The sequence below is a fragment of the Pseudonocardia sp. UM4_GMWB1 genome (assembly GCF_017312155.1).
GTDB classification, from domain to species: Bacteria; Actinomycetota; Actinomycetes; order Mycobacteriales; family Pseudonocardiaceae; genus Pseudonocardia; species Pseudonocardia alni.
The window spans coordinates 5510642-5525571 of the sequence record NZ_QJPN01000001.1; the positions used below are offsets into that span (position 1 = coordinate 5510642).

The window sequence follows — 14930 nt, forward strand, 5'->3', positions numbered from 1 at the left end:
CACAGCAGGATCCCGGTGCCGCCGACACCAGTCGGACGTCTCCCCCGGACGGCTCCCACCCCGCTGCCCCGTCCGCCGCAGCGCCGACACGCCCGCACGCCACGCCGACCGCGCTGCGATTGCGGCGACGAATCCCCAGGTACACGAATGGTTCGCCGACTCCGCCGAAGAATTACGTAGGGTCAGATTGTCGAGCGCGAAAGCGTCCGTTAGATTGACACGCAGTCGATGCGGGCTCCCCGGTTCGAGCGTCGACAGGTACTGAGAGTTGCGCACCTTGGTCGGGCGCGCTCTCCGACTAACAGGAGACGGACTGTGCTGAAGAAGGCTGGAATCGTTGCCGCGGCCGGCGCCGCGTCGCTCGTCGCGCTGAGCCCGCTCGCGTTCGCGGGTGAGCACGGTGGCGACACCCACATCAAGGACAGCGGTAACACCAAGTCCCACGAGAGCTACTTCAGCGGCAACAAGGCCAAGGCCTCGACCGTCGAGGACTCCGAGGGTGTCGCGCAGAAGAACAGCGCCGGCCTGGTGAACCTGTCCAACAACAACATCAACGTCTCGCCGCAGGCCTGCGGGACCGCCCTCAACGGCAACAGCCTGGTCCAGGGTGCCCTGGGCGGTCTGTTCAGCGAGGCGTACAACAAGTCGGGCGTCGAGTCGGACAACAGCGTCGACTGCACCAACGCCGCCGACAACGGCGACAAGGTCGACATCGACGGTGGCAAGCACCACGGCGGTGGCAAGTAAGACCTCGCGTCACCGACGCGCGGAAGGCCCCGGGAGTCCGCTCCCGGGGCCTTTCCCGTTTCCGGGGATCGCGATCCTTGTTTCTGGGGCTCCTATAACGAGTGAGCCGGCCGGAAGTTACGGTCGATCTGAATTCATCCGCCGAAACGTCGGTGCCGTGCGCCGAAGTCGCGCAACGCCCGTAGGAAATCGACGCGGCGGAACTCGGGCCAGTAGGCCTCGCAGAACCAGAACTCCGAATGGGCCGACTGCCACAGCAGGAACCCCGACAGCCGTTGCTCGCCGCTGGTCCGGATGACGAGGTCCGGGTCGGGCTGTCCGGAGGTGTAGAGGTGCTCCGCGATGTGGTCGACGTCGAGCGATTCCGCGAGCTCCTCGATCGTCCGTCCCGCCTCCGCCTGGGTCAGCAGCATCTTGCGGACGGCGTCGGCGATCTCCTGGCGGCCGCCGTAGCCGACGGCGACGTTCAGCTGGATGCCCCCGCGGTCGCCGGTACGGGCGACCGCCGCGGTCAGCCGGTCGGCCAGGCTGCTCGGCAGCAACTCCATCGCGCCGACGACCCGCAGCCGCCATGGGGTGTCCGGGCCGGAGAGGTCGTCGACGACCCCGGCGATGATCTCCAGGAGGTCCTTGAGCTCCTCCGGGGAGCGGGTGTCCAGGTTGTCGGTGGACAGCAGGAACACCGTGACGACCTCGACGCCGGCCTCGGAGCACCAGCCGAGCATCTCGGCGATCTTCGCTGCGCCGGCACGGTGCCCCTCCGCGGGGTCGGCCAGACCCGCCTCCCGCGCCCAGCGGCGGTTGCCGTCGAGGATGAGCGCCACGTGCCTGGGCTGCTCGGCCCCCGCGATCTGACGCAGGATCCTGCGCTCGTACACCGTGTAGAGCAGGTCTCGGAGGGCCACGTACAGGGAGCCTAGTCCCGGGTGTGGTGTTCGTCCGCCGGACGGGACCCCTGCCGTCGCGACCCGTAACGTCGGGGTGCGTGAGCATCGCCCCGTCCGCCCCGCTCAAGCCCCGTATGCGGGGCTGGCTGCACCTGTGGAGCCTCGTCGGTTCCGTCTTCGCGTGCGCCGCGCTCGTCAGTGTCGCGGGGGCGCTCGTCGGGGCCTCTGCGGCCGCGGCCGCGGCCGTCTACACGCTGACCACGTTCGGCCTGTTCGGGATCAGTGCGCTGTACCACCGGCGCACCTGGGTCGACCCGGCCCGGCGACGACTGATGAAGCGCCTCGACCACTCGATGATCTTCCTGTTCATCGCGGGCACCTACACGCCGGTCTCGGTGCTGGCGCTCCCCGCGGCGACGGCCACCTGGGTGCTCGCCGTCGTCTGGGGCGGGGCGCTCGCCGGGGTCGCGCTCAAGCTCGCCTGGCCGACCGCGCCGGCCTGGGTCGGGGTGCCGATCTATGTCGCGCTCGGCTGGGTCGCGGTGTTCGTGCTGCCCGGACTGCTGGCCGGCGGTGGCGTGGCCGCGCTCGTGCTGCTGCTCGCCGGCGGGGCCCTCTACACCATCGGCGCGGTCATGTACGCGCTACGACGGCCCGACCCGTGGCCCGCGACATTCGGCTACCACGAGTTCTTCCACGCCGCGACGGTGTTGGCCTGGGCCTGCCACCACGTCGCGATCTGGCTGGTCCTGCTGCGCTGAACCGGCGCTTCCACGGGTCGGCGACTCAGGAGCGGGCCGGTCCCGGCTCACCGCGGTCGGTCGCGGTCCCGGATGCGGTGCCGGCCGGGTCGGATCCGCCCTCCGCGGTGTCCTCACCGTCGAAGGACTCCGGGAGCCGGGTGATCCGCTTGCTCATGTTGCGGATGAGGAAGACCGTCGCGAGCAGCAGGAGCAGCACGATCGCCAGCCCGGCGGGGGCCGCGTTGCCGAACTCGGGCAGCTGCCCGGGGGGCGGGGGCCGGTCCTGCATCGGGACGAGCAGGCCCGTCACGACCTGGTTCACCACAGCCGTCACGTTCTCGACCTGCACCGCCACGCGCCTCCGTACTCCGGTTCCCGGATCACCGGCACCACCCCGCAGCTGCGGGAGGGGCCGGTGACCAGGCTACCCGCGGAGCCCGCGTGCCCTCATCCGGCGCGACGGCGCTCCCCGCCGACCTCGACGGGGATGCCGGCGAACAGGTCGTCCTCCGGGACCTCGGTGTCGACCAGGGACTGGACCAGCTCGTAGTCCTCGGTGGGCCACACCCGGGCCTGCACCTCGAGCGGGGTGAAGAAGAATCTGCTGTCCGGGTCGATCTGAGTGGCGTGTGCACGCAGCGCGTCGTCGCGCCGGCCGAACCAGTCCGAGCACGGGACCTTGGTGGTCACCCGGGTGCCGGGGTCGGGCCGGTCGCTCTTCCAGTTCTCCAGCCACTCCGCGTACGGCGACTCCTGGCCGGACTCGACGATCGCGTTGTGGAAGGCCTCCAGCCGGGCCTTGGAGAAGCCGTGGCCGTAGTAGAGCTTCATCGGCTGCCACGGAGCCCCGGCCTCCGGGAAGCGTGCCGGGTCGCCCGCGGCCTCCCAGGCCGCCATCGAGATGACGTGGGTGCGGATGTGGTCCGGGTGCGGGTAACCACCGTTCTCGTCGTAGGTGACGATCACGTGCGGGCGGAACTCGCGGATGACCTTCACCAGGGCCGCGGTCTGCTCCTCGACGTCCCCCAGGGCGAAGCAGCCCTCGGGCAGCGGGGGCTTCGGGTCGCCCTCGGGCAGGCCGGAGTCGACGAAGCCCAGCCAGACGTGCTGCACGCCGAGGATCTCGGCGGCGCGGGCCATCTCGGCGTTGCGGACCGCGGTCATGTTCTCCAGGACGTCCGGCCGGTCCATCGCGGGGTTCAGGATGCTGCCCCGCTCACCACCGGTGCAGGTCACGACCATGACCTCGTGACCCTCGTCGACGTACCGGGCGGTGGTCGCCGCGCCCTTCGACGACTCGTCGTCGGGGTGGGCGTGCACCGTCATCAACCGGGGACGCTCGCCGGGCGCCGGCGGCTGGACCGGGCGCGGGGCGGACGGGGTGTACTGCGTAGCCATCGGGGCGGGTTCCTCCACGGTCACCGGACTCGGGTCCCGCACCGGTCGGCTGCCGGCGGCGGGCGGCGAGGTCGTGCTCAGGGACGATCCTGGCAGAGGGGACCGACAGGAACCGCGCCGAGCACGGGCTCCGGCATCGGCAACGCCGTCACCCGCACCATCTGTTCCCGCCGCGGCACCCGTCTGCGACGGACGGTTGACGCCGACGCGACCGGGGCGGCGGCGCGGCTGCCGACAACCCCGTTACCTGCGAATATTCCTCGACAGGGAACTATCCGGTACGCGCGCCCGTTCACCGAAAGGCTGCGATGAGCGGCACGCTCCGTGGTAAGGTGAGCCCTACACGACCCGCAGGCGGGTCGTGTTTTTCCTTACTCGGGGCGTGCCGCTCGGAGCCGCCACCCCCGTGTGCCCGCCGGGCGCCAGGCGTCCCGGCGGTGACACGTCCTGTTTTCCTGGAGGAGTTGATGACGGTGACGGACACCCAGGCCACCTGGCTGACCCAGGACGCCTACGACCGGCTGAAGGCCGAGCTGGACGGGTTGATCGAGAACCGGCCCGTCATCGCCGCGGAGATCAACGCCCGCCGCGAGGAGGGCGACCTGAAGGAGAACGGCGGCTACCACGCGGCACGCGAGGAGCAGGGTCAGCAGGAGGCCCGGATCCGTCAGCTGCAGGAGCTGCTGCGCACCGCCCAGGTCGGCACCGCGCCGTCCAGCTCTGACGAGGCCTCCCCCGGCACCGTCCTCGAGATCCGCTACGAGGACGACGACGAGGCCGAGAAGGTCCTGCTCGGCTCCCGCGAGGAGGGCAGCCACGGCGACCTGCAGGTCATCTCCCCGAACTCCCCGCTCGGCGCGGCGCTGCTCGGCGCGAAGCCGGGTGACACCCGCGAGTACCAGCTGCCCGACGGCGGAACCATGAAGGTGACGCTGGTGTCGGTGGAGGCCTTCACCGGCTGACCCACGACCACCCGCGGAACGGGCCCGGCCGGTGGGCCGGGCCCGTTCGCGTGTCGGGGCCGGTCGGAGCGTGTCGGAACGGGTCAGGGCGTGGCGACGGCGTGCCCGGCCTCGCGCAGGTCGGCGACGATGGCGTCGCGGTGCTCGGGCCCCCGCGTCTCGACGCTGAGCTCGACGTCGACCTCCCCCACCGCGAGCGCGCCCCTGATCCGCGAGTGCGCGACGTCGGTGACGTTGGCCCCGAGCCGACCGACCCGGGCCAGGAGCTCGGCGAGCGCGCCGGGGCGGTCGGGCATCCGCAGGTGCAGCGTGAGGTAGCGGGACGAGGCGACCAGCCCGTGCCGGATGACCTGCAGCAGCACGAGGGGGTCGACGTTGCCGCCGGACAACACGCACACGACCGGCCCCGGCCAGCGGTCGGGCTGCTCCATCAGCGCGGCGACGGACGCGGCACCGGCCGGCTCGACGAGCATCTTCGCCCGTTCCAGGCAGTGCAGCAGTGCCGCGGACAATGCGTCCTCCGACACCGTGACCATCTCGTCGATCAGGCTGCTGACCTGGGCGAACGTGACATCGCCCGGGCGGCCGACGGCGATCCCGTCCGCCATCGTGCGCATCCCGCCGACCGGCATCGGCTCGCCGGCCGCCAACGACGACGGCCAGGCCGCGGCACCCGCGGCCTGCACCCCGACGATCCGGACGTCCGGGCGGGCGGCGCGCAGGACCGCGGCGGTCCCGCCGAGCAGGCCACCACCGCCCGCGGAGATCAGCACGGTGCCGGCGTCGGGGACCTGATCGAGGATCTCGCAGCCGACGGTGCCCTGCCCGGCGATGATGTCGGGGTGGTCGAAGGGGTGCACGAACACCGCACCCGACCGTTCGGCGGCCGCGGTGGCGGCCGTGACGGCCTCGTCGACGGTGCGGCCGGTGAGCACGACCTCGGCGCCGTAGCCGCGGGTCGCGTCGACCTTGGGCAGGGCCGCCCGCTCGGGCATGTACACGGTGGCGCGCACGCCCAGCAGCCGTGCGGCGAGCGCGACGCCCTGGGCGTGGTTGCCCGCCGACGCCGCGACGACGCCACCTGCACGTTCGTCGTCGGAGAGGCGGGCGATGCGGGTGTAGGCACCGCGGATCTTGAACGAGCCCGTGCGCTGCAGGTTCTCGCACTTCAGACCGACCCGGGAGCCGGTCAGGTCGGACAGGGCGCGGGCACCGGCGACGGGCGTGGTGCGCACGACGCCGGAGAGCAGTTCGCGGGCGCAGAGCACGTCGTCGGCGGTGACCGGGGGGATGACGGGGGCGGCCATCCCGGCAGTCTCGCACCGCCCCGGGTAACCTCGCCGATGTCTCACCGGGCGTGACGTCTCCTGCGCGCCCGGTGTCGGGAGGGACTCGCGAATGACGCGTCTGCGCACGACAGCACCGCTGCTGCTGGCCGCCGGACTGGCCGCGCTCGCGGTGGCGACCGTGCACGACGCGGGCTGTGCCGACCCGGGCCGCTACGAGGCCCGCGGCGACGGCACGTGGTCGCTGGTCGGCGGCTGCGTGGACCCGGGTGACCTGGTCATCCCACCGCCGCCGGTGGTCCAGCCCCCCGCGCCGTCGCCGGAGCAGTCGCGCAGCTGAGCCCGCCCGGCGGCGCTACCGGACCGCGTCCAGCGCGGCCCGCAGGTCGTCGAGAAGGTCGTCGGCGTCCTCGATGCCGACCGACAGCCGGACCAGCGATTCCGGCACCTCGAGCATCGATCCCGCGGTCGAGGCGTGGGTCATCTCGCCCGGGTGCTCGATCAGCGACTCGACCCCGCCGAGGGACTCGGCGAGGGTGAACAGCCGGGTGCCCGCGCAGATCCGCAGGGCCGCGTCGCGCCCGCCCGCGGCGAGGAACGACACCATCCCGCCGAACCGGCGCATCTGCTTGGCCGCGACCTCGTGGCCGGGGTGCCCGGGCAGGCCCGGGTAGAGCACCGAGGCCACCGCGGGGTGCGCGGAGAGCATCTCGGCGACGCGCTCGGCGTTGTCGCAGTGGCGCTCCATGCGCACCGCGAGGGTCTTCGCGCCGCGCAGGGTCAGCCATGCGTCGAACGGGCCGGGCACCGAGCCGGTGGAGTTCTGGACGAACGCGATCTGCTCGGACAGTGCGTCGTCGTCGGTGACCAGTGCACCGCCGACGACGTCGGAGTGGCCGCCGACGTACTTGGTGGTGGAGTGCACGACGACGTCGGCGCCCAGCGCCAGCGGCGTCTGCAGGTACGGGGAGGCGAAGGTGTTGTCGACGACGAGCCGCGCGCCCGCCTCGTGCGCCACCCCGGCCAGCACCGCGATGTCGGCGATGCCGAGCAGCGGGTTGGTCGGGGTCTCGCACCACACGACCCTGGTCGTGGGCCGCAGCGCCGCGCGCAGGGCGTCGTGGTCGGCGAGGTCGACCGGGGTGTGCTCGACGCCGAACCCGGACAGCACCTTGTCCACCAGCCGGAACGTGCCGCCGTAGGCGTCGTGCGGGATGACCAGGTGGTCACCGGGCTTGAGCAGGATCCGCAGCAGCGTGTCCGTCGCCCCCATCCCGGAGCCGAACGCGTGCGCGTGCCGGCCGCCCTCCAGGGCGGCGAGCTGGTCCTGCAGCACGGTCCGGGTCGGGTTGGCGCTGCGGGAGTACTCGTACCCCCCGCGGGTCCCGCCGACGCCGTCCTGGGCGTAGGTCGAGCTGGTGTGGATCGACGTCGTGACCGCGCCGGTCGTCGGGTCCGGGACCTGGCCGGCGTGGATCGCGCGCGTGGAGAAGCCCTGCATGGACGCCGAGGCTACTCCCGGCGCCCGTGCGGGCCGGATCAGGCGTTGCCGCCGAGGAAGGCGATCACGTCGGACCGGGTGACGACGCCCGCGGGCTTGCCGTCCTCCAGCACCAGCGCGGCGTCGGCCTTGGCGAAGGCCTCCATCGCGTCCTGCACCGACTCGCCGGCGCCGAGGGTCGGCAGCGGCTCGGACATGTGGTCCTCGAGCCGGTCCGAGAGCTTGGCCTGCCCGGTGAACAGCGCGTCGAGCAGGTCGCGCTCGCTGACCGACCCGGCGACCTCGGCCGCCATGACCGGCGGCTCCGCCTTGACCACCGGCATCTGGGAGACACCGAACTCGCGCAGGTAGAGCGCGGCGTCGGCGACGGTCTCGTTGGGGTGGGCGTGCACCAGCGCGGGCAGCGCGCCGTCCTTGCGCCGCAGCACGTCGCCGATGGTCGCGCCCTGCGACGGCGGGAGGAAGCCGTAGCTGGCCATCCAGCGGTCGTTGAAGACCTTGCCGAGGTAGCCGCGGCCACCGTCGGGCAGCAGCACGACGACCACCGCGTCCGCGGGCAGCGTCGCGGCCACCCGCAGGGCGGCGACGGTCGCCATCCCACAGGAACCGCCGACGAGCAGCGCCTCCTCGCGGGCGAGGCGGCGGGTCATCTCGAAGGAGTCGGCGTCGGAGACGGCGACGATCTCGTCGCAGATGTCGCGGTCGTAGGTGGTCGGCCAGAAGTCCTCGCCGACGCCCTCGACCAGGTAGGGACGCCCGGTGCCGCCGGAGTAGACCGAGCCCTCCGGGTCGGCGCCGATGATCCGCACGGCGCCGTTCGACTTCTCCTTGAGGTACCGCCCGATGCCCGAGATGGTGCCGCCGGTGCCGATCCCCGCCACGAAGTGGGTGATCCGGCCCTCGGTCTGCTGCCAGATCTCCGGGCCGGTCGAGTGGTAGTGCGACTCGGGGTTGGCCGGGTTCGCGTACTGGTTGGGCTTCCAGGCGCCCTCGATCTCGCGGACCAGCCGGTCGGAGGTCTGGTAGTAGGAGTCGGGGTGCTCGGGGTCGACCGCCGTCGGGCACACCACGACCTCGGCGCCGTAGGCCTTGAGGACGTTGCGCTTGTCCTCCCCGACCTTGTCCGGGCACACGAACACGCACTGGTAGCCCTTGCGCTGGGCGACCATCGCCAGCCCGACCCCGGTGTTGCCCGAGGTCGGCTCGACGATCGTGCCGCCCGGGCGCAGCTCACCGGAGGCCTCGGCGGCCTCGACCATCCGCAGGGCGATGCGGTCCTTCACCGATCCACCGGGGTTCAGGTACTCGACCTTGGCCAGGACCGGCGGGGCGATGCCCTCGGCCGTCGCTCCCAGCCGGACGAGGGGCGTGTTCCCGACCAGATCGACGACGTGCTCGACGTAGCGCATGCACGCATCCTCCCACCGCTCACTCGCGCAAGACCTCGTGCATCCCGCCACCGGGGGTCCACCAGCGCACCACGAGACGGTTCCGCTCGTCGTTGAGCCCGGTCCAGACGACCTCGGTGAGATCGACGCGGAACGCGTCCCCGGTGACCGGCCCGGACAGCGGGCCCTGCAGCACCGCCCGGCCCGACACCTTCAGGTCGCCGTCCCCGAGGTCCCCGCCGGACTGGTCGGCCGGTGCGGCGTGCAGCGCGAACCGCGGGTCCCGCCGCAGGTCGGAGCCCTTCCGGGCGCCCGGCATCGACCCGAAGGAGAGCTCGGTGTCACCGCCGGCGTCGTCCAGCACCACCTCGATCCCGGACACGCGCGGTGCGCCGTCGGCGCGCAGCGTCGCGATCACGAGCGCGATCCCCCGCCGCAGGATCCGCTCGGACAGATCGGCGAACGCGGGCTCGGCCCGCCGGAAGTCTCCCCACGACGTCATGGATCAGAGCATGCCGCGGACCCCTGACGGTTTCGTCACGCCGTCTCCCGAACATCGGTTACCGACAAGTACGGTCTGGTCGAGAGGTACCTGCGATGGAGGAGGACGTCCCATGCCCGAAGCCGTGATCGTCGCCGCGGCCCGGTCCCCGATCGGCCGCGCCAACAAGGGCTCCCTGGCCGGGATGCGCCCGGACGACCTGACCGTGCAGATGGTCCGCGCCGCCCTGGGCCAGGTCCCGCAGCTGGACCCGGCCGAGATCGACGACCTGATGCTCGGCTGCGGCCTGCCCGGTGGGGAGCAGGGCAACAACCTGGCCCGGATCGTCGCGATCCAGCTCGGCTACGACTCGCTACCCGGCACCACCATCACCCGGTACTGCTCGTCGTCGCTGCAGACGACCCGGATGGCGCTGCACGCGATCAAGGCCGGTGAGGGCGACGTGTTCGTCTCCGCCGGTGTCGAGACCGTCTCCCGCTTCTCCCGCGGCACGTCGGACTCCTGGCCGGACACGCACAACCCGCTGTTCGCCGACGCCGAGGCCCGCACCGCCGAGACCGCGGAGAAGGGCGCCGAGACCTGGACCGACCCGCGCGACCAGAGCCTCCTGCCGGACGCCTACATCTCCATGGGACAGACCGCGGAGAACCTGGCGCGGTACAAGGACGTGTCCCGCGACGACATGGACCGCTTCGCGGTGCAGTCGCAGAACCGTGCGGAGAAGGCCATCGCCGACGGCTTCTTCGCGCGCGAGATCACCCCGGTGACGCTGCCCGACGGCACGGTCGTCGACACCGACGACGGCCCCCGCCCCGGCACCACCTACGACAAGATCTCGCAGCTCAAGCCCGTCTTCCGCCCGGACGGCCGGATCACCGCCGGCAACGCGTGCCCGCTCAACGACGGCGCCGCCGCCCTGGTGATCATGTCCGACACGAAGGCCGAGCAGCTCGGCGTCACGCCGCTGGCCCGGGTCGTCTCGACCGGTGTCACCGGGCTGTCGCCGGAGATCATGGGCTACGGCCCGGTCGAGGCCTCCCAGCAGGCGCTGCACCGCGCCGGGCTCACCATCGACGACATCGACCTGGTCGAGATCAACGAGGCCTTCGCCGCGCAGGTGCTGCCCAGCGCCCGCGACCTGGGCATCGACGAGGCCAAGCTGAACGTGCACGGCGGCGCGATCGCGCTGGGCCACCCGTTCGGCATGACCGGCGCCCGCATCACGACGACCCTGATGAACGGCCTGCGCAGCACCGGCGGCCGCTACGGGCTCGAGACGATGTGCGTCGGCGGCGGCCAGGGCATGGCGCTGGTGATCGAGAACCTCGCCTGACCCCACGGCGCCCACGAACGGGCCGGTCCGCCTCGCGCGGGCCGGCCCGTCGGCGTCACGGGGTCAGGCGGCGTGGCCGGGCGGGTCGATGCGCACGCCGGTGGCCTCGATCTCGGCCTCGGTCCGCAGCCGGGCGAACTCCCGGTCCGCGTCGAGCGCGCCCTGGGTCCCGCCCGCCTCGACGTGGGCGCGCAGCGGCGGGTCCTCGACGCCGACGGCCCGGCAGACGTCGAGCAGGACGTCGTCGTAGGCGGCCAGCAGCGCCAGGCGCCGGACCCGGGTGGCCGGCTGCGGCCCGCGGCGCAGCCGGTCGAGGCGGCGCAGATCGGCGACGAGCCGTTCCAGCGGCGGTCCGATCGGGCGCGCCGGAGCCGGGCGGCGGTGCCGCGCGGCGACCCGGCGCACCAGGCGGGGCAGGCGCACCAGCAGCCCCACCAGCACCGCGGGCCCGAACGCGATCCCCAGGAGGATGGCGATCCCGGTGACGACCGGGTCGTTCCCGGGCACGACACCGACGCTACGACTCCCGGCCCCGCCGGGCCACCCCCGGACACGACGACGCCGCGGACACCTGAGGTGTCCGCGGCGCGCGCGACCGGAGGGGGCGATTCCGGCCGCACCCGGCCCTCACGGGCCGGGTCGTGGGTGGCCGGTCAGTCCTGGCGCAGGTAGCTGAGCAGGCGCAGGATCTCGATGTAGAGCCAGACGATCGTGGTCATCAGGCCGAACGCGAGGTACCAGGAGTACTTCGCCGGAACACCGGCCTTGACCGCGTTGTCCGCGGCGTCGAAGTCGAGCAGCAGGCTGAACGCCGCCACGCCGATCACGACGATGCTGAACAGGATGGCCAGCGGGCCGCCGTCACGGAGGCCGAAGCCACCCTCGGTGAAGAAGCTCGCGACCAGGTTCGCCAGCATCAGGACGACGACGCCGATCAGGGCGCCCATCATCCACTTGGTGAACCGCGGGGTGACCCGGACGGCGCCGGTCTTGTAGACGACCAGCATCCCGAAGAAGACACCGGCGGTGCCGATCACGGCCTGGACGCCGATGCCCCGGAGGTTCGGGTCCATCTGCATGAACCCGGTGATGCCGCCGAGCGCGACACCCATCGAGCCGGAGTAGAGCAGCGTCAGGACGGCGCTGGGCTTCTGCCTGAAGATGACGATCAGGGACACGACGAGCCCGACGATGAACGCGGGCAACGCCAGGATGTAGAGACCCGACAGCACGGTCAGGGTGCCCGCGACCAGAGCCAGGGCAGCGCTGATGGCGGTCTTCTGGACGACGTCGTCGACCGTGATCGGCCGGCCCGTGTCCTGCGTGGCCTGGGTCGGGTCGACGTAGGACGACTGGGAGCCGGCCATGGCGGCGCCCCCGCCCATCATGCCGCCACCCGAGCGGTCGAACGTGGCGTAGCCGCCCTGCTTCTGTGTGGGCAGGTTGCGGAACGCCGGGTTGCTCGTGGAGCGCACCTGGATCCTCCTCGACGGACGTGTGCGGGGCCCACCTCTGGCAGGCCCTCACACGTGTGCAACGCCGAGGGAGCGCCGGGGGTTCCCGCTGGTAAAAGAAAATTTACCGCGTCCGGGGCGTCCGGCGTCAGCCCCGTCTCCCACACCGGGCGATGATCACCCTCCCGGGCGTCTCACCTGCGGGAACGTGGACGTCGGCGGCAGCGGTTCGGCACGCACCGCCGGCATCTCGGGCGTGGTGTCGACGCGACGATCGTCGGCGGTGTCGGCGCGACCGTCGGACAGCGGCGCGTCACCGCGCATCTCCGCGCGGATCAGCGCGGGCCAGCGTCCGACCGAGCCGAGCGCGGCCACCGCGGCACGGCGACCCGCGGGACTGGCCAGGGCGGCGACGACGACGAGCAGCGCGACGGCGACGACCACCACGCTGCCGGAACCCGGAGCGAACACGGGCGTACCTCCTCGCAGAAGCGGGCGCCCGGCCGGGGGCAGCCGGACCCACCCTCGCGTCGTACAACGATCCCGTGGCAGGTCGGTCACGGGCCGTCACCTCGCAGCGGGCGCACCCGGGCGGGCCGCACTACTGTCGGCGCCTCCGGCGACGACACCTCCGTCGCCCCCAGTGAAAGGACGGTCCGGACATGTGGGCCCTGCTCTCCCGGCACCTGCGCGTATGGCTGCTCCTGGCGGTCGGTGCACCGCTGCTGGCCTGGCTCCTGGGCAAGATCGGCGACGCCGTCGAGCGCCGCCGCGGCCCCAACACCCTCAGCAAGCTGACCCGCTCGGGCCGCCGCTACCTGGAGCGGCGCACCCGGGGACCGCTGCGCCGCCACGAGCAGACCGACCCGGAGCGGCTCGCCCGCTGACGGGTCCCGCTCCGATACCGGACGACTCAGGCCGGCAGTACCCGGCGCAGGCCCCAGCCGCGCCGGCGGGCGGGGCGCCGCGACGTCACCTCCGCCGGTGGCGTCGGGTCGAGCTGCACGCAGCGGCCGCACGGGGTCCCGGCGACGTCGATCAGCGGGGCCGGGGACACCAGGTGGCCACACAGGGCCGCATACCGGCCGGTCCGCATCGAGTGCGGTGCGCAGAGTTCCGAGTCGGTCACCTTGTGTGCACGACCGTCGAGAACGGACGTCACCGTGAGGACATCGGGTCCGCCGGCCTCGTTCATCCGTCCGGCGGTCACGACGACAGCCACCCGGCGGCAGATCCGTGCGTCGACCGGCGCATTCACGGGCCCCCTCAGCGTGTCGGAGGCTCCATCGTCACGGATGACACGTGCGGATGCAAGATCGCTTGCACAGTCTTTCGACACTCTCCGCAGTCAAACGGACGCAGCGGACACACCCGGAGGTCCCCATGCCCCACCCGAACGGCACGCGCGCAGCGGATCTCGGCCCCGTGACGTGGCGCCGCCCGGCCCGCGGGACCGCCGACGGGCAGAACGTGGAGTTCGCCGTCCTGGACGACGGCCAGGTCGCGGTCCGCAACGCCCGCGACCCCGAGGGCCCGGTGCTCGTCTACACCCCGGCCGAGATCTCCGCGTTCGTCGACGGTGCCAAGAAGGGCGAGTTCGACGACATGGTCGACCCCTTCCGCGACTGAGCCGGGCTCACGGCAGCAGCGGGTCCGCCTCGCGCCACAGCCGGGCGACGACCTCGGCCGCCGGGTCGGTCGTCGCACGTCCGGCGGCCTGCCCGGCCCAGTGGTTGACCCGGTCGACCGCGCCGGGCTCGCCCGCGCGGTAGCGGGCCACCAGGCGTCGCTGATGGGGGTAGGGCGCCGGGGCCGGGGCGCCCGGCACGGTCCAGGCACGGACGTAGTCGGTGGCGATGCCGCGGGCCAGCCGGCCGGTGTAGGCACGGGTCGTCGTCGTGCCGGTGGGGTCGAGGCCGTCGAGCCGGGCGGACCAGCCGTCGTCGATCCCGGCCTCGGGGCAGCGCAGCAGCGCCGTCCCCACCTGCACCGCGCTCGCGCCGAGCGTGAGCGCGGCGGCCAGGGCCCGGCCGTCCCCGATCGCACCGGCGGCGACCACCGGGACACCGACGGCGTCGGCCACCCACGGGACGAGCGCGAGCAGCCCGACCGAGACGGCCTCGGCGTCGGCGGGGTCGGTGGTCCCGCGGTGCCCGCCGGCCTCCATGCCCTGCACGACGACGGCGTCGGCCCCCGCCCGCTCCGCCGCGATGGCCTCGGTGCGGGTCGTGACCGTCGCGAACCAGGCGCAGCCCGCACCGTGCACCGCGGCGACCTGCTCGGCCGTGAACAGCCCCATGATCGTCGAGACGACCGCGGGCCGGGCGGCCAGGACGGCGACGAGCTGGTCGGAGAACGACGGTCCGGGGCCGCCGGCCGGTGCGGGTGTGCCGCCCAGGCTGTCGAGGTAAGCGGTCTGCAGGCCCACGTCGTCGTCGGCGGGCGGGTCGGGGATCCACAGGTTGAGCTGGAACGGCGCGGTCCCGGCGAGCGCGCGGAAGCGGGCGGCCCAGTCGGCGATCGCCTCCGGGGTGTCGTTCACGACGCCCGCGGCACCCATGCCGCCCGCCGCGGCGACCGCGGCCGCCAGCTCCGGTGGGCAGGCCCCGGCCATCGGGGCCTCCAGGACGGGCACCCGCAGTCCGTGGCGTGTGCAGAAGGACTCGGCCCGGCTCCGTGCGCTCACCGCCCTGAGTGTGCCATTCCACCGCGGGTGGACCGGGACGCCG

19 protein-coding genes are annotated in these 14930 nt (G+C 72.9%); 7 read left to right on the forward strand and 12 right to left on the reverse strand.

Going from position 1 to position 14930, the window contains the following annotated elements:
- The first annotated feature begins 315 nt into the window (after positions 1–315).
- Positions 316–747: a hypothetical protein gene (locus tag DMP15_RS25845; protein WP_073577685.1), complete on the forward strand. Its 432-nt coding sequence runs from the start codon at positions 316–318 to the stop codon at positions 745–747.
- A 134-nt stretch (positions 748–881) separates the two neighbouring features.
- On the opposite strand, the gene DMP15_RS25850 is transcribed toward DMP15_RS25845, so the two are convergent.
- Positions 882–1652 carry an isoprenyl transferase gene (locus tag DMP15_RS25850; RefSeq protein ID WP_073577684.1) on the reverse strand — a complete coding sequence of 257 codons (771 nt, stop codon included), beginning with the start codon at positions 1650–1652 and terminating at the stop codon, positions 882–884.
- 116 nt (positions 1653–1768) lie between these two features.
- Between DMP15_RS25850 and trhA the strand changes: the two genes are divergently transcribed.
- Positions 1769–2395 carry a PAQR family membrane homeostasis protein TrhA gene (trhA, locus tag DMP15_RS25855; RefSeq protein WP_073577802.1) on the forward strand — a complete coding sequence of 209 codons (627 nt, stop codon included), beginning with the start codon at positions 1769–1771 and terminating at the stop codon, positions 2393–2395.
- A gap of 25 nt (positions 2396–2420) precedes the next feature.
- On the opposite strand, the gene DMP15_RS25860 is transcribed toward trhA, so the two are convergent.
- Positions 2421–2732: a hypothetical protein gene (locus tag DMP15_RS25860; RefSeq protein WP_083658998.1), complete on the reverse strand. Its 312-nt coding sequence runs from the start codon at positions 2730–2732 to the stop codon at positions 2421–2423.
- A 92-nt stretch (positions 2733–2824) separates the two neighbouring features.
- Positions 2825–3775 carry a mycothiol conjugate amidase Mca gene (gene mca, locus DMP15_RS25865; protein ID WP_373324079.1) on the reverse strand — a complete coding sequence of 317 codons (951 nt, stop codon included), beginning with the start codon at positions 3773–3775 and terminating at the stop codon, positions 2825–2827.
- Positions 3776–4248: 473 nt separating this feature from the next.
- Between mca and greA the strand changes: the two genes are divergently transcribed.
- Positions 4249–4737 (forward strand): transcription elongation factor GreA, encoded by a 489-nt coding sequence (greA, locus tag DMP15_RS25870; protein ID WP_174565910.1) that lies wholly within the window; start codon positions 4249–4251, stop codon positions 4735–4737.
- Between the two features lie 83 nt (positions 4738–4820).
- On the opposite strand, the gene ilvA is transcribed toward greA, so the two are convergent.
- Positions 4821–6044, reverse strand: a complete 1224-nt coding sequence (gene ilvA, locus DMP15_RS25875; RefSeq protein ID WP_073577682.1) for a threonine ammonia-lyase — start codon at positions 6042–6044, stop codon at positions 4821–4823.
- Positions 6045–6135: 91 nt separating this feature from the next.
- Between ilvA and DMP15_RS25880 the strand changes: the two genes are divergently transcribed.
- A complete protein-coding gene (locus DMP15_RS25880) occupies positions 6136–6363 on the forward strand; it encodes a hypothetical protein (RefSeq protein WP_073577681.1) in 228 nt (75 codons plus the stop codon).
- A 15-nt stretch (positions 6364–6378) separates the two neighbouring features.
- Here the strand turns inward: DMP15_RS25880 and DMP15_RS25885 are convergent, their stop codons facing one another.
- Genes DMP15_RS25885 through DMP15_RS25895 form a run of 3 tightly spaced genes read right to left on the reverse strand, consistent with a single transcriptional unit; the run spans position 6379 to position 9414 of the window.
- Entirely contained in the window at positions 6379–7524 is a 1146-nt protein-coding gene (locus DMP15_RS25885; protein ID WP_073577680.1) for a cystathionine gamma-synthase, read from the reverse strand.
- A gap of 38 nt (positions 7525–7562) precedes the next feature.
- On the reverse strand, positions 7563–8933 hold the full coding sequence (locus DMP15_RS25890) for a cystathionine beta-synthase (RefSeq protein ID WP_073577679.1): 1371 nt from the start codon (positions 8931–8933) through the stop codon (positions 7563–7565).
- Positions 8934–8952: 19 nt separating this feature from the next.
- Positions 8953–9414: a pyridoxamine 5'-phosphate oxidase family protein gene (locus tag DMP15_RS25895; protein ID WP_073577678.1), complete on the reverse strand. Its 462-nt coding sequence runs from the start codon at positions 9412–9414 to the stop codon at positions 8953–8955.
- A gap of 112 nt (positions 9415–9526) precedes the next feature.
- Between DMP15_RS25895 and DMP15_RS25900 the strand changes: the two genes are divergently transcribed.
- On the forward strand, positions 9527–10747 hold the full coding sequence (locus DMP15_RS25900) for an acetyl-CoA C-acetyltransferase (protein ID WP_073577677.1): 1221 nt from the start codon (positions 9527–9529) through the stop codon (positions 10745–10747).
- Between the two features lie 63 nt (positions 10748–10810).
- Here the strand turns inward: DMP15_RS25900 and DMP15_RS25905 are convergent, their stop codons facing one another.
- The 3 genes from DMP15_RS25905 to DMP15_RS25915 all read right to left on the reverse strand — a co-directional run bounded on the left by DMP15_RS25905 (position 10811) and on the right by DMP15_RS25915 (position 12672).
- The gene (locus DMP15_RS25905; protein ID WP_073577676.1) at positions 10811–11254 is read right to left on the reverse strand and encodes a hypothetical protein; all 444 of its coding nucleotides are present in this window, start codon (positions 11252–11254) and stop codon (positions 10811–10813) included.
- A gap of 146 nt (positions 11255–11400) precedes the next feature.
- On the reverse strand, positions 11401–12222 hold the full coding sequence (locus DMP15_RS25910; RefSeq protein WP_073577675.1) for a Bax inhibitor-1/YccA family protein: 822 nt from the start codon (positions 12220–12222) through the stop codon (positions 11401–11403).
- Positions 12223–12378: 156 nt separating this feature from the next.
- On the reverse strand, positions 12379–12672 hold the full coding sequence (locus tag DMP15_RS25915; RefSeq protein WP_100879646.1) for a hypothetical protein: 294 nt from the start codon (positions 12670–12672) through the stop codon (positions 12379–12381).
- 191 nt (positions 12673–12863) lie between these two features.
- Here DMP15_RS25915 and DMP15_RS25920 point away from each other — a divergent pair, with 191 nt between their 5' ends.
- Positions 12864–13088 (forward strand): hypothetical protein, encoded by a 225-nt coding sequence (locus DMP15_RS25920; RefSeq protein WP_062400338.1) that lies wholly within the window; start codon positions 12864–12866, stop codon positions 13086–13088.
- 26 nt (positions 13089–13114) lie between these two features.
- Here DMP15_RS25920 and DMP15_RS25925 read toward each other — a convergent pair whose 3' ends face one another.
- Positions 13115–13330: a hypothetical protein gene (locus DMP15_RS25925; RefSeq protein ID WP_139282976.1), complete on the reverse strand. Its 216-nt coding sequence runs from the start codon at positions 13328–13330 to the stop codon at positions 13115–13117.
- 254 nt (positions 13331–13584) lie between these two features.
- On the opposite strand from DMP15_RS25925, the gene DMP15_RS25930 reads away from it, so the two are divergent.
- Complete coding sequence (locus tag DMP15_RS25930) at positions 13585–13830, forward strand: DUF397 domain-containing protein (RefSeq protein ID WP_179761041.1); 246 nt, start codon at positions 13585–13587, stop codon at positions 13828–13830.
- Between the two features lie 7 nt (positions 13831–13837).
- On the opposite strand, the gene DMP15_RS25935 is transcribed toward DMP15_RS25930, so the two are convergent.
- The gene (locus DMP15_RS25935) at positions 13838–14887 is read right to left on the reverse strand and encodes an NAD(P)H-dependent flavin oxidoreductase (protein WP_337826575.1); all 1050 of its coding nucleotides are present in this window, start codon (positions 14885–14887) and stop codon (positions 13838–13840) included.
- Positions 14888–14930: the final 43 nt, after the last annotated feature.

Coding starts and splice junctions, on each gene's coding strand:
- trhA (WP_073577802.1), top strand. CDS start 1,769: ATGCGGGGCTGGCTGCACCTGTGGAGCCTCGTCGGTTCCGTCTTCGCG.
- mca (WP_373324079.1), bottom strand. CDS start 3,775: ATGGCTACGCAGTACACCCCGTCCGCCCCGCGCCCGGTCCAGCCGCCG.
- ilvA (WP_073577682.1), bottom strand. CDS start 6,044: ATGGCCGCCCCCGTCATCCCCCCGGTCACCGCCGACGACGTGCTCTGC.
- DMP15_RS25880 (WP_073577681.1), top strand. CDS start 6,136: ATGACGCGTCTGCGCACGACAGCACCGCTGCTGCTGGCCGCCGGACTG.
- DMP15_RS25885 (WP_073577680.1), bottom strand. CDS start 7,524: ATGCAGGGCTTCTCCACGCGCGCGATCCACGCCGGCCAGGTCCCGGAC.
- DMP15_RS25890 (WP_073577679.1), bottom strand. CDS start 8,933: ATGCGCTACGTCGAGCACGTCGTCGATCTGGTCGGGAACACGCCCCTC.
- DMP15_RS25895 (WP_073577678.1), bottom strand. CDS start 9,414: ATGACGTCGTGGGGAGACTTCCGGCGGGCCGAGCCCGCGTTCGCCGAT.
- DMP15_RS25900 (WP_073577677.1), top strand. CDS start 9,527: ATGCCCGAAGCCGTGATCGTCGCCGCGGCCCGGTCCCCGATCGGCCGC.
- DMP15_RS25920 (WP_062400338.1), top strand. CDS start 12,864: ATGTGGGCCCTGCTCTCCCGGCACCTGCGCGTATGGCTGCTCCTGGCG.
- DMP15_RS25930 (WP_179761041.1), top strand. CDS start 13,585: ATGCCCCACCCGAACGGCACGCGCGCAGCGGATCTCGGCCCCGTGACG.